7 protein-coding genes are annotated in these 14,294 nt (G+C 35.4%); 1 reads left to right on the top strand and 6 read right to left on the bottom strand.

Annotated features, from left to right (window positions below; genetic code table 11):
* Positions 1-78: 78 nt before the first annotated feature.
* Positions 79-5,421, top strand: coding sequence for a response regulator (locus QNJ50_RS20225; protein WP_300638588.1), 5,343 nt, complete (start codon positions 79-81; stop codon positions 5,419-5,421).
* Position 5,422: 1 nt separating this feature from the next.
* Here the strand turns inward: QNJ50_RS20225 and QNJ50_RS20220 are convergent, their stop codons facing one another.
* From QNJ50_RS20220 to QNJ50_RS20195, 6 genes are all read right to left on the bottom strand, one after another.
* Positions 5,423-5,896 (bottom strand): DNA phosphorothioation-associated protein 4, encoded by a 474-nt coding sequence (locus QNJ50_RS20220; protein WP_300638586.1) that lies wholly within the window; start codon positions 5,894-5,896, stop codon positions 5,423-5,425.
* Positions 5,897-6,145: 249 nt separating this feature from the next.
* On the bottom strand, positions 6,146-6,817 hold the full coding sequence (locus tag QNJ50_RS20215; RefSeq protein WP_300638584.1) for a Uma2 family endonuclease: 672 nt from the start codon (positions 6,815-6,817) through the stop codon (positions 6,146-6,148).
* On the bottom strand, positions 6,810-8,879 hold the full coding sequence (locus tag QNJ50_RS20210; protein ID WP_300638582.1) for an AAA family ATPase: 2,070 nt from the start codon (positions 8,877-8,879) through the stop codon (positions 6,810-6,812). The genes QNJ50_RS20215 and QNJ50_RS20210 overlap by 8 nt, the downstream gene beginning before the upstream one ends.
* Positions 8,876-9,049 carry a hypothetical protein gene (locus QNJ50_RS20205; protein WP_300638581.1) on the bottom strand — a complete coding sequence of 58 codons (174 nt, stop codon included), beginning with the start codon at positions 9,047-9,049 and terminating at the stop codon, positions 8,876-8,878. Before QNJ50_RS20205 ends, QNJ50_RS20210 begins: the two co-directional genes overlap by 4 nt.
* 1,412 nt (positions 9,050-10,461) lie before the next feature.
* Entirely contained in the window at positions 10,462-11,244 is a 783-nt protein-coding gene (tatC, locus tag QNJ50_RS20200) for a twin-arginine translocase subunit TatC (protein WP_300638579.1), read from the bottom strand.
* Between the two features lie 166 nt (positions 11,245-11,410).
* The gene (locus QNJ50_RS20195) at positions 11,411-13,972 is read right to left on the bottom strand and encodes a C1 family peptidase (protein ID WP_300638577.1); all 2,562 of its coding nucleotides are present in this window, start codon (positions 13,970-13,972) and stop codon (positions 11,411-11,413) included.
* Positions 13,973-14,294: the final 322 nt, after the last annotated feature.

Genomic DNA, 14,294 nt, shown 5'->3' with positions numbered 1-14,294 from the left:
TATTTTAAATTACAACGAATTACGACTATCCCCGAACAATCAGTATCATCGATGACTTATGAATTGTGAGCTTTAACTATGCTGCCAGAACAACAACAGCGCATTTTAGGTTACTTCATTGAAGAAGCAAGAGACCACTTAAATACAATTGAACAGGGTTTGCTCAATCTTCAGGGTACCCTAAACGACCCGGAAATGATTAATGAAGTTTTTCGGGCGGCTCACTCCATTAAAGGAGGAGCTGCGATGCTAGGTCTGAGTAGCATTCAAAAAACGGCTCACCGTTTGGAAGATTGCTTTAAATTACTTAAAGAACACCCAATTCAAGTAGATCAAAAACTAGAATCTCTGTTTCTTGGGGCCTCAGATACTTTAAAATCTCTTTTAGAGCATCTTCAAGGACCTTTTGGGCTTTCCGAGGAAAAAGCCTCAGAACTAATGTTGGAAGCAGAACCTGTTTTTAAGTGGTTACAAGAACACCTTGACTCATTAGTCAAGGAAGGAGGTGTTTCAAATAAGAGTGGAACAATTGGTGTGAATGGAGATGGTAATAACCCATCAACAAAAAGTAACATTCCCTTACCAAGTACGGGTGATGGTTTAGTTAATTTGCAAAACCAAACACTGCAAACCCTACGGAAAATGTTACACTTATTCAAACAGGAAGTAACACCCGAAAGCAGACAAAAACTACAAAACTGTACCGAAGAGTTGCTGAGTGTAGGTAGAGTTTTGAATTTGCATAACTGGTGTAATTTATGTGAAACAGCCCAGAGTGCGATCGCAAATCCAGATAATAGCTATTTAGTTTTAGCAAAAATCGTTATTACTCAAATTAAGCAATCTTTAGAGTTAGCAGTAGCTGGAAGAGATGACGAAATAGTCGTTTCCCAAGAATTAGAAGCTTTGGTTACAGTTCCAGAAATTGATTTATTAGAAATAAACCCTCAAATAAACCCTCCACAATCAAATTCCACACCTATACCCGTTACAGAAGGGCAGAATCTAGAATTAACTTCTGATAATGTTAATATATCAAATACAGTAAATGGTGCAGAGTTAGACACCTCAGAACAAGTCAATGAGATTGTTACAGATTCTTTGACGACTGAAACTTCAGAAGATATCGATCTTGAACGTGCGGTTGAAGTTGCAAAAAATGATCGCCTGGATAGCGATACGAAGATAGATTCCCAGGAAGAGTTGCATTCTCCAACAGCACAAGAACAAGTTCCCAGTATTCCGGACCTTTCTTTACAGTTTGATTTTGACCAGTTTTACGATGAAGAAGATGAACTTGAACTTGATAGTTCAGAACCCCCATGTCCTGAAGTGGGAATCGCTGAATTAAACACCCTAGCAGATTTGTTTGAAGGTGAAACTCCCGACTTGGAAAAAACCTGGGAAAAAGAAGAAATTCTTGATACTGCTACTATTAATAAATTTGCAGTTGAAAACGACGAAGAGCAGCAACATGATACTGACAGCGAATTTATTAAAGATATTCTGTTTGAACACGATCGTAGCAATGTTGAAGTTCCCAACCGGGGTAAAAAAGAAGATTTAACCTTAGTACAACTATTCGGTGATGACTTTTTAGATGAAGAAGATTTCAACGATAAACAATCAGAAACTTCATCTGGTGAATTGGAAACCGCATCTCAAGATAGTAACAAGAATTTTGACAGTGAATTCGGCGAACAGGTAGATGAAGAAATTGAAAGTTTATTATCCCTGACTTTTGATTTTGAAGAATTAGAATCAAATTCAGAAATACCAACAGCATTACCAACAGAATCAATCGCAGAGTTAGAATTATCTCACTCTCAAACAAAAAATTTAGAAGAGTTAAATGTAGGCTTAAGTGATGATGTTGAATTACTAGAAAACAAAATTGTTACTGACGAGCATGATTACCAAGCCATAAACTCTGAAAATACATTGTCTGAAAATACATTAGCAGATGAACATTTAATATTAGAGAATTTATTTTTTGAGGATAACGAAACTCATACCCCACAGACTGAAATTCAGGAAGATGGTAGTATATTTGATGAAATTAGCCACGAGAATAATGAAGTAAATCAAAATTTACCTGTTTCTAATACTGATAATTGGTGGGAACACGAACATTTAGAATCGCAGAATTCAGAAATTATTCTTTCTACTGAAAAAGATATTGTAGAAGAATTGGAAGCAAATTTATCTGTAGAACGAGAAAATGTTTTCAGTTCTAATATAAACAATGATACCTTCGACTTGGAAGATTTATCTCTGGACATTGGCTCCGAAGAACAGTTTGCTTTAATGTTTTATGACGAAGATACGAATGATTTATTTGGTCATCCTTCAAATGAGCAAATGACTTCTCCCTCATCCCATGATGATGAATTTATACCCCAGGAAATACATACTTTATCGCAACAACCAGAAGAATTAGAATTATTTCCTGAATTTACTGGTTCTGAAGCAGAAAACTTAAATGATATATCAGAATCAGAGTCATCTCTTTCTGAGGAGTATACAGATTTAAGTACCTATGAAATGACAAAGTTGTCGGGTGGATTAGCTTTTGTAAAAGAAGAATCAAGTAATTATACAAATCCAGATATCATTTATGATTTATTTGATGTTCCAGTCCAAGATAATAAAAGTATAGAATTACCTGCAACTGAAGCAACATCAATTCAAGATTTTGATTCTAATTCAGGTACTGCAGAATTAGAAATATACGAAAATCTCGATAATTTATTTTCATCAGACGAATTAGAAGAATTTAACGCACAATTAAACTCTAAAGAATTAGATTATAAAGTAGAAAGTCCTGAAATATTAAGTTCTGAAATAGAAAGTTCTGAAATAGAAAATCCTGAACTAGAAAATCCTGAAGTCTTAGATACAGCAGTATTAGATTCTCAAATTATAAATCCTGAAGCTATAAATCCTGAAGCTATAAATCCTGAAACTATAAATCCTAAAACTATAAATCCTGAAACTATAAATCCTAAAACTATAACTCCTGAAGTTCCAGAGAAGAAAAAGGTAGATTCTGAAGTAGTAAATTCTGAGTTGATAAATGCTACAGAAAACTCATCTTCAAATAAAACAGCCGAGAATGAAATCAATAATATAGATGCGATAGATGAATTTCGAGAGTTAGAAGGATTATTAGATGAAAATCAAATATCAACTATAGCCATTGAAAATGACGATTTTGCTGCTTTAGAAACATTACTCGGAAAAGAGGAAGCAAATAGTAATAGTACTGCAGATACTCAAAAACATAATTTACAAAATAATCCTCAAAACACAACAACATCCGACACATCAAACTTAGAAAAAGATTCTACAGAAAAAAAATCTACCTCATCCAGCATTGAGGATGAATTTAGTGACTTACAACAATTATTAGATGAAGCTGTTAACAGTATCACTTCTGCAGGAAAAATTCCAAAGAATAATACTGTAGGTCGTCAAGTTTCTTCCATTCGTCGAGTTGCTCGATTTGAACAATTGATGAAAGTACCGGTCAAGCATCTCGATGAAATGAGTAATTTGGTTGGGGAATTGGTAGTTAACCGCAATACTTTAGAACAAGACCAAGACCGTTTGCGACAATCCTTAGATAATTTATTACACCAGGTACATTACCTCTCTGATGTGGGTTCGAGAATGCAGGAATTGTACGAACGTTCGCTCTTAGAAGCATCATTACTTGCAAGTCGTCATAAAAGTGCACTGGATAGCAGTGACGGAGACAGAGGTTTAAATGAATTAGAAATGGATCGGTTTACTCCTTTCCATACCTTGTCTCAGGAGATGATTGAATTAATTGTTCGGGTACGGGAGTCGTCGAGTGATATTGAATTTGTAATTGAAGAAACCGAACGAGTAGCACGTCAATTCCGACAAGTAACAACCCAACTCCAGGAAGGACTTACGCGATCGCGAATGGTACCTTTTGCTGAAGCAACTGATCGACTCAAACGTGGGGTACGCGATAACGCAATCAAATGTGGGAAACAAGTTGAGTTAGTAATTGAAGGTCAGGATACCCTCATTGATAAAATGATTTTGGAAAACCTGACCAATCCCCTTACTCATATGCTTAATAATGCGATCGCTCACGGGATTGAGACTCCCGAAGAACGAGAAGCAAAGGGGAAATCACCAACAGGGGTTATTACTGTTTGTGCATTATATCAGGGTAACCAAACCGTAATCTCTGTAAGCGATGATGGTGCAGGTATTGACCCCGAGCGAGTTAAAGAAAAAGCCGTAGCTCGAGGTTTGATCGGTAGTCAACAAGCCCAAAAAATGTCTTCCTTGGACGTTTACGAACTATTATTTGAACCAGGTTTTAGTACCAAAGACCAAGCTGACGATCTTGCAGGTCGAGGTGTAGGAATGGATGTAGTTCGTACGGAAATTAGTGAAATCCGGGGAACAGTTAGTATTGATTCTACCATTGATAAAGGAACTTCCCTCACCATTCGTCTACCAGTAACCCTAAGTATTTGTAAAGCCCTTTGTTGCGTTTCCGAACGAGCAAGAATTGCTTTCCCTATGGATGGAGTAGAAGATACCTTAGATATACACGTCAAAAAAATTCAAACTGATTCCCAAGGTAAGCAATTTATCTCATGGCGTGGAGTGAAACTGCCATTTAAACCTCTCAAAGAACTTTTAACTTATAATCGTCAACTCAGTAGAGGTAACGTTTACGCTGGAAATCGTGATGATGATATGATTTCCATCATTATAGTTCGTTCGGCGAACAAAATGATCGCTCTACAAATCGATCGCGTACTCAGCGAACAAGAAATTGTAATTAAACAATTTGAAGGTCCAGCTCCCAAACCTTTTGGTGTTGCTGGTGCTACTGTACTCGGGGATGGTCGAATTATGGCGATCGCTGATGTTTTAGAAATACTCGATATCTTTGAAGGGCGAACATCTAAACAAAATATAACAGGTCTTTGGGAACAAAATACGATTTCCCATCCCCCAGATACTACTGATACAAAAGTCGATCCGACTGTATTAATTATTGATGACTCAATTACAGTTAGGGAATTACTTTCACTCACATTTAGCAAAGCAGGTTATCGTGTAGAACAAGCTCGGGATGGTCAAGAAGCTTGGGATAAATTGCGTTCTGGTTTACCTTGCGATATCATTTTCTGTGATATTGAAATGCCCCGTTGTGATGGTTTAGAACTACTTTCACGAATTCAAAAAGATGAAAGTCTCAATCATTTGCCCATTGCAATGTTAACTTCAAGGGGTGCGGATAAACATCGACAAATGGCGATTGATTTAGGTGCTAGCGGTTACTTTACAAAGCCATATTTAGAGGAAGCTTTGTTGGAAGCTGCAGGAAGAATGCTCAAAGGTGAAAAGTTAGTTGGTAATGGTTAGCTCACGATAAAAACTTACTCAAATCAAATTCTTCATCTAATTGTTCTTCATTATTCCTTTCCATACTCAACATCAACAAAATTCGCTCGGAGTAATCAACCGCTCCCCGTAATTCTTTCTGTAATATTTCCAAACCACCGTTAGCATACTCTTCAAAAATGTGATTGCGTTGAGTCACATATTCTTCCTCGTTGGGAGAAAGTACTTTGATATCTCTACTTTCAGTTACCCCCAACAACTTTAAAACCCAATCATGTCCCATGGATGCAAAATATTCTAATCTGATGGGTGCTGGTTCCCGCTTAGAAATTTCACCCAGTGGAACCCGTTTATTATGTTTTGCTCCCAAAGCAGCAGCAAACACGATCGCATCAGCAAAAGTTTGAAATGGTCCCGTCTCACCATCCATAGAAGTCAAAGCTTTTACTAAATCCGCCTTATCCTTTGCAACCCTGATTCTACCAGTCTCAGCCATATCACAAATATTTTATTTGCAACAATCTTAGCTGAAAGCCGTAAATAATGTCGAAAATCTTCAAAATATTATTTTTTCTCGTACTAGAGGTTAATTGACAGTCTATGCGGTTTGTTTATTTCAGGACTTACGCAAGTGTCACAATTGGTGGTTGGTGCGTGACGCTATAAGTCTTATTCTTACGTTCAGATATTTTCACAGCGTCACACACCCTACAGGAAAAATATGCCAGTTGCGTAAGTCCTATATTTATCCAAATATATTTAATAACCAACGGTTGATTTCCCCATCTTCTTCCGTTTGACTTTTTTTCAATGCTTCTTCCACTAATTCAATTTTTAACCCTTTGAGTACTTCCGATTCATCAATCTGACCGCTACGTCCATCGGCGATCGAAAAAGCAATAACATGATCTACATTTGCATCAACTACCCAGTACTCCTGAGTTCCTGACTGTTCGTAAAGCAATCTTTTCATTCCCAAATCATCATTAATAGATGTCGCACCAATTTCTACAACCAAAGTTGGTGGGGGAAACTCATTTAAATTAATTGGTGTATTACTACGTGGTGGTAACTTGAAGTCCAAACCGATGTAATATGACAAATCTGGTTGTAATTCACTCGTACCCGATCTGCGAAAACTAGCATTATTTAATTCCACAATTCTGATATTTTTCAAAGTTGCGAATAATTTGATGACACTGGAAATAATTGAGTTATGTCTAGCATGAAGAGGTCCGATTGGTGACATTTCACTCCTCATGTAGCCATCATGGTAATAAAATTTGGCTTTTTCATCAAATTTCTCATTTTTATCATCTGCAAATCCAATAAACTCTTCCCAGGTTGCTTTTACCCAAATATCTGTTACTAATTTATTTTGATTGAGTTTATTCTGAGTAGGAGAATTACTAACCATCACGATTTACCTCGATAATCTCGGTATACTCAAACTCGTTGGGACTCTGTCTGACCAAAGGATAGCGATCGCCACCTAATTCAATATAATCTTGTTCGCAGTCGGGTTTTGAGGAATAATAGGTCAATACATATTCTTTCCCGATTCTTGGGGATATTTCTGTTTCTACTTCACCACGCCATTGAGTTTTGGTTACTAATATTATTAACTGATTTGCTAAGGAAGGAACAATTTTGGCGATATGTCGGCGATAAACTTCATCTAAACTACCGAAGGGTGAGTCCATCATTATAGGAAAAGTGCTACTATCCGTTAACATCAGCATTTTTTTCGCACTCCATTCCCTTACCCGGTCGATAATGCTGCTAATAAATGATAGACTCAGAATTTGGTTTTCTCCTGTGGAAGCTGCTACGGGCATTTCTAAACCTGCGGTGTTTTCCACTAAGGTGAGTTCGTATTTTTCGCTAATTTTGGGAATATAAGGGGTAAAAGATATCTCGCTAAATATTTCTTTTACCCGCTTTTCTAATTGCAAACGAAATTGCTTTTCTTGGCGTAATTTGACTTCGGTTAATCTATCAATCGCATCTTGAGTTGCAATAATCCGGCGTTGTGCTAAAGCTTGTTTTTCTTCGTTTAATTTTTGCTTAGCGACTTGTTTCGTTAAAACTTCTAATTCTTTATTGTAATTATTAATCTGCTGTTGATTCGCACCTTGTTCTAAGGTTAATTCAGTAATATGCTTTTCTATATCATCAAAGCGTTTTTGTAAGCTGCGAATTTCTTCGCTGGGGTCTTTTCTCAACTTTTCTTGGATGCGATCTAACTCTGCTTCAATTTCTGAAAGATTTTTTCTTAGTCGAGTAATCCTTGCTTGTTCCCGATCGATATCTTCCCAAAAAATTATTCCTTGTTTATCTATTTCATCTACTTGGGAACCCATGCGGATTGTCATTTCTTCCACCGATGAAGAACCAGCTTTTTTGAGCCAGGTTTTGACATTTGTACAGGAATGATTTTCTGTAGATAAATCCGTACCACATATACAACTTCCAGATTTGAGTAAATTATCAATAAATTCCCGCGAGATTCCTGAATGCAAATCCCCCCGTTGTTTTGATTCTGTAACTATTTGGCGAAATTTTGCTGTCAGTTCTGGTAATAAAACACTATAACCCCTTCCGGAAATCGCTTTCTTGATAACTTCTTTAGTTTGTCGCAGTTGATTTTGATAATATATCTTTTGCTTTTCTAAGTTTTCCCTTCTACTTTGTAATTCTTTAGCTGCACTAAGTTCTTGTAACCTTACACTAGTATCTTTCTTAAAAGTTTGTTGATAGTCTAACTCTTGAATTCTTTCCGTTTGACGTTTTTTAATTTTTTCAATTTCTAATTCGATTTTTCCTTGCTCTCTTAATAACTTTCTAACTTCTGAGTTACCAATGATTTTTAACTCATTCTCTAAACTTTTCTTCGCTTCCGCTAAATGTCTGATGGAACGATTAATTACTTCCACACCCAAAAATATCTTAGTTGCTTCAGCAATTTCTGCTTTTTTATCCGAACGAACTATCTCTTCAATGCGTTCCCCGTCAAAAAAGAAATATTGATGCAGACTTGCGGGTAAAATTTGTCCGATGACCTCTTCTGGTTGTTGGGGTGGAAAATACCACCGTCCGTCGTCTCCTGATATCTGCATCAGTAATTCTGTCTTACTAATATTACAGTCAGTTTCATTTTTGTAAGCGCGACACTGACGTTTGACCCGGTAACGCTTACCTTCATGCTCCCAAGAAATTTCCACCCAACATTCAATGGGATTTCCAGTTTTAGCTTCTGCGATCGCGCGTTTGTTTACTAGCTGTTCGACAGATGCAAAGGCGGCGCTAAATTTCTCGTACAATACCCAGGTAAAGGCATTGAGTAAACTGGTTTTACCCGCACCATTATTCCCGTGAATCATTGTCGTGTTGCAGACATCTCCGACCGCGAGGGTAATTTCTGGAGTTTTGCCGTAAAATGACCGAAAATTACACAATCTAATTGAAGTCAGCTTCATTGCACAGCTTCCTTGACGATTGCTAAAATATCATCATTGATATGGCTAAAGCTCTTCTTATCTAACCTGCTTTTTTCTAATTGCCATACTCGCTCAATTATTTGCCTTACTTCTGGAGGAGCGTTAATAATTGGTTCTTGTACGTCATTTATATTATGTTGTTTTGTCATTTTGAACGGCATACTTATAGTATTTTTGTTCTATTTAAACACATATTTTTTAGATTTTTTCAATCGGATTATTAAGAATCATAAAACTACAGAAATGCTAAGAAAATTTTTCGTGAATTAGCTGTTCTGATAGAGTGCTTTTTGAACAAAAACATCGCTTGCAGAGGTGTGATATCAAGATCTGAGGATGTTATGTGCGGTGTAAAATGCAGTCTAAAACCAAGATTTGTCCCATGTTTATTACTTTTTTTATCTAAAGTTGTCACTTTTCTGGTTTAAACTTCATAGAGTAAAAAATATTTCGATTTTTACCCAACAATCGAAAATTAGATTCCAAAATTTAAGGCCGAAAATCCAAGTCCAATAATCCAACATTCAGGGGATGAAAGTATCAACTTAAATTAGTTTTTCACTGTGGGTGTGTGTCTTATATTACTGAGTAGACGAATGTCAGCATTAATAATGTAGATCATTCTAGGTCTGAATATCTAAAAATAAAAAATTATACGTTTATTTAGTCAAATTTTAATTTTGTTCTTCAAATAATAATTTTGTCGTGATTTCAGAGTAAAGCTAACATAATGTTTATCTTTCTGATTCCACTTGTAATGACCCTTATAGCCCTTTATTTATTTACCAAAGCATACAACGAAATGCGGTATGTGTGGGCTTCTTTTGCTGGTTTCTGTTTGTTCATTAGTATTACATTAGCCCCTTGGGAAGTCCTATTAGTATTTCTGATTCCTGCAGTTATAATTATTGGGAAAGGTGTTCAAAAAAGTGATTACCAATTCCATCTTCAGAATATTCAGAAAAATAATGAGAAGAATAAGAAGAAGCAAAGAAGAAGAAGATAAAATCAATGATATTTATCTATCATTTAATGCTTTCTTGAATTTAATGCTTTCTTGATATTCTCATCAATTATTTATAAGTTGAGAGGATGTTTCAAAAGTCATATTATTTGCCTAATATATCTTAGAACCCCCTAAATCCCCCGCTGTATTGGGGGACTTTTGCCCCCTTTTTAAGGGGGTTGGGGATCTCAATAGTGAAATTTGGTAATAAGCTATACTTCTAAAACATCCTCTGAAATATTTGTGGTTGTTTTCTAGGAAATAAGTAAGTAAGTGGGAAAAAAGTAAACTATGTAAATAAATATAAAATATCTGTATTTGGCTCGTAGTAGCACTTTAGCGCTAAAGCGCTATTACAAACGAGTTATGATTTTCCTTACTAACATACTTATTTCAATACACTTCCAATACAGAAAATCCACTTCCAATAAAAAATAGAAAATAGGGCGCACCAACGTGCGCCCCTACAAACTAAATAATGGTATAAATTATTGTTTTGATTGTTTTGAAAATTCTTTATTAAATCATAGGATTACAGCCCCATTCCCTGTCACCTCACTTCCCAAAGACTTTGACCATGATAATTCCACCCATATAAAGTGTAACTACAGCACCTGCAAGTAAACTTTGGGTGAGCGGATCTGTAGAAGGAGTGAGAATTGCACCTGCAATTACAGAACCAAAGACGACGTAACGCCATCCTGAGAGCATTTTTTTGGATGAGACGATTCCTAAAGTTCCTAGAAGTAATTGAATAATCGGGACTTGAAATGCTAAACCAGTACTGAACAATAACAACAATATAAATTCAAAATACTTTTCAATTGACCATTGTTGTTCAACGACATCTGCACCGTAACTAATAAAGAAATTTAAAGCTGCAGGGATAAGTGCAATATAAGCAAAGAATAAACCAGCGACAAATAAAATGCTGGAACCTAAAACAATTGGTGCGAGTAAACGACGTTCCCGTCTTGTGAGTCCGGGGAGGACAAATTGGGCGATTTGGTAGAGGATGAAGGGAGTAGAAATCAGTAAACCGCTATAACCTGCAACTTTCAGGGAAACAAAGAAAAATTCTCCCGGTGCGAGTTGGAGAAATTTAATATCTCCTGCTGGAACTTCTAAAATTCGGACAATTGGTCTAACAAAAATAAAACAGGTGACAGCTGCGATCGCAACTGCAATCAAAGCGTAAAAAAGTCGCTGTCGTAGTTCTTCTAGGTGGTCGAATAAGGACATTTCGACTTCACCGGGTAATTCGTCGAGGTACTTTTCCGTTGGATCGTCGGTTTCGGTTTCTAATGTGGGTGTTTCTGTTTCTGGGGAAGATGTCATGGGTCAGGGATAGGACAGTGTTTGTTAACTATTCTATCCGGGGAGTTGGGGTTGAAGGAATTTTTGTTTGATTTGAGGGTTTGTAAGTTAGGAATAAATTGTGAAGCAACACAGACACAACAGTTTAAATTTCAGGAGTGTAGTATTTAATCTATTATCCAGTGTTTTAATTATTTCCAGTGTTGTATTCTGTGACTTCATTTGAGCTTGTCCCCCCACTTCCGGCTGCACCAAATTTATTCCCTTTAAACCACTCGAACTTCAAAAGTGACCACCAAGCGCCAGTCAGCCCAGCTAATACATAATCATAGGGAAGCCAACCATAACCATCTATTCCCCATTCAGGACCCCAAGAATTCTCAAATAAGATTGCTCCTTTAGAATCATTTATTCGGTTCGCACACTTAATGAGTTTGTAATCATCATAGCCAACCGCAACTACTGTATGGCCACCAACAACACTATCCTTATCTGCATCTGGGAATGGGATGTGACCAGGTTCATTTGATTCTTCATAAGCAGATGTATAGACTGTAAAACCAAAAATACAAGGGAAACCAGCAGCTAAAACTGCTTTAATCTGAAATAGCAAACTTTCTTTTGAAATGCCTGCATAATCCAAAAGAAAGTATTTAAGTGCTTTATAGTTCTGAGCATAAGCGTAAATGTAAGCAGGTGGTTCGTCATCTGCTTTATTTTCCTCATAAGGCCAAGATTCCTCTGGTGGTACACCATATAGCGCCATTGCCTTAATTGTTTCTCGTATAGATGCTCCTATATCTCCTGTAATATTCATTTTTTTGCGTGCAACATTGTAGAGAAATAAAGGAGACGCACTTACATTTTCCTTAAAATTTCGATTGACAAAGTACTCAAATAATGCAGTAGCAGCAAATGCTGTGCATGAGTTTAAGCCTCCTTGGTCTCTCACCGGAGAGAACCAAAAACTCAAATCAACAACCCTAGGAAGAACACAGTATGGAACCTTTTTTTCTTCCAGAGTTTTTTTAATTTCTTTACCCAAAAAAGAAATGTCAATGACTGGGATACGTAGATTCGAGGTTGGGAATAAATCTAATGTGTTTGTGATATTATCTGCAGACATTGAATCATTATCATAAGTACCCTCATCAATGATTTCAAAAATATCTTCTCTATCAAATATATTATCTATATTATTTTCGTGTGTTTGTTTTTGTCTTTCACAAACATTAAGAGAATCAAGGTATTTTATGACCAGGAAACATAAAAATATAATATTCTTTTTATTATGCACATCGTTTTCTGCAACATAATTAATTTCTATCTTCATAAGATGCCTCACCCTTGTAATCGCATCTTCTACTAATTTATCTATCCTATTAGATAAATTTTCGTCTAAGGTATCATGCTTTTTTTTATAATCGTTATTATTTGATGAGCAACTAGTATTAAATCTTGTAAAGCCTTCCTCTATGATATCTTCAAGATTCTTATATTTAAATTGAGCAATAGGAGAAATCAGTGTTATCATAGCCGCAACTATTGGTTCAATTACATAAAATTTGCTTAATACTTTTATAATATTGTTAGATTGAAGTGAGTGATTAAAACAGTCATCATTATCCGATGCACAGGAGTGTAAGAAGTCAGAAATATCATCTTCTTCTAAATTAGCACTAATATTTTTAATTGTTTTTTCCCAATCGCTTAGTAATGTTTTTTTAAAGATTTTGCCATTGAAGTGAATTTCTTTCTTGAGGAATTCATGATCAAATAATATTTGTACAAATTCTTCATGTTTATTATTTATATTTATTTCTTCATTGTTAATCTGTTTGTATTCTTTATCGACAAAATCTTTGTATTCTTGGTATATTTGTCCCGTTACCTTATCAATCAAAATTGTCAATATCTTATTAATTACTGAATCTGGCATTACTGAATAAATAGATATTAATCTAATTCTCGATATATTTTTTTCATATTGATCCTCTCCTTTTTCTAATTTTGATTTAAGGTCCGATAATTTTTCTCCATCATTAAAACAATCGTTAAATGTAGTATAAGTTTCCAATCCAAGTACACCATCTTTCTCTATTTGCGAACCAAATTGAAATAGTCTTACGAGTTCTTGAGTTATCAAGTCGTAGTTATAATTATCCATCCATTTCGCTATCCAATTTGTTAATTTATCCTTTTTATTTAAGCTGTTAAGAAATGCATAGATTTCTTGTTTTGATTGTTCTGATAGTTTTTGTTTTTGTTCTAAAACTTCTGGTTTTATTTTTTCCCATAATTTTTGATCAGGAAAATAGTTTCCTATGAGTAAAAGAGCAAGATATTTTTTTAACATAAGTATTTGTTGTTTTGATATTGACCTTTGATAAGGTAACTCAAGCAACTTGTTTTTTTTATCTTTATCTAGTTCACTATATCTAAAAAGTTTATGATGTTTTACCTTTATAAAGGTCACACTACCTAATATATTCTTGAGCTGATCCGTAGCATTTTCGATTAGTTGATCGCGTTCTGGATTAGAAGATGTTTTATTTCTTCGTTCATATTCCAAGAAGTCAATTAAAGCTGCTGCAATTTTTTCTATCTCACCAGTTTTTTCTTCTTGTTTTAATCTGAGTGGCTCTTCATTACAAATAATATACTCTCGTAGATTTGGATATTCCGGTATCCAACCTAGTCCTTTTTTCTTCCAATCGGTTTTTTGATTTTGGTCTTTTCTGTTATTCATTATATATATCCTCTTGATGTTTGTAGATTTTATGAATCACTCAAAACTTATTAGTCAAAAAAGTTACTGAAGTGTTATCTTTTAATGCCATCGCAAATATTACTTTGAGACTTATGATTCTTTAGATAGTCATTCAACCTATTGCACCCATGTTTGATAGAGTCCTCCAAGCTTAAGTGTTCCACATCAGCAATTCTCATTTTGAAAAATTAATATAAGCAAATACAATCTACTTACGTGATAACAAGGTAAATTATTCGCAACCATTTGTCGTGGATAATCAAAAATCGGCATTCACTTCTCTTGCCAAAATAGAACAATA

Source organism: Mastigocoleus sp. MO_188.B34, from assembly GCF_030065675.1.
Lineage (GTDB): Bacteria > Cyanobacteriota > Cyanobacteriia > Cyanobacteriales > Nostocaceae > Mastigocoleus.
The sequence above is the reverse complement of the archived record's forward strand: the minus strand, read 5'-3'. Positions and strand labels throughout refer to the sequence as shown.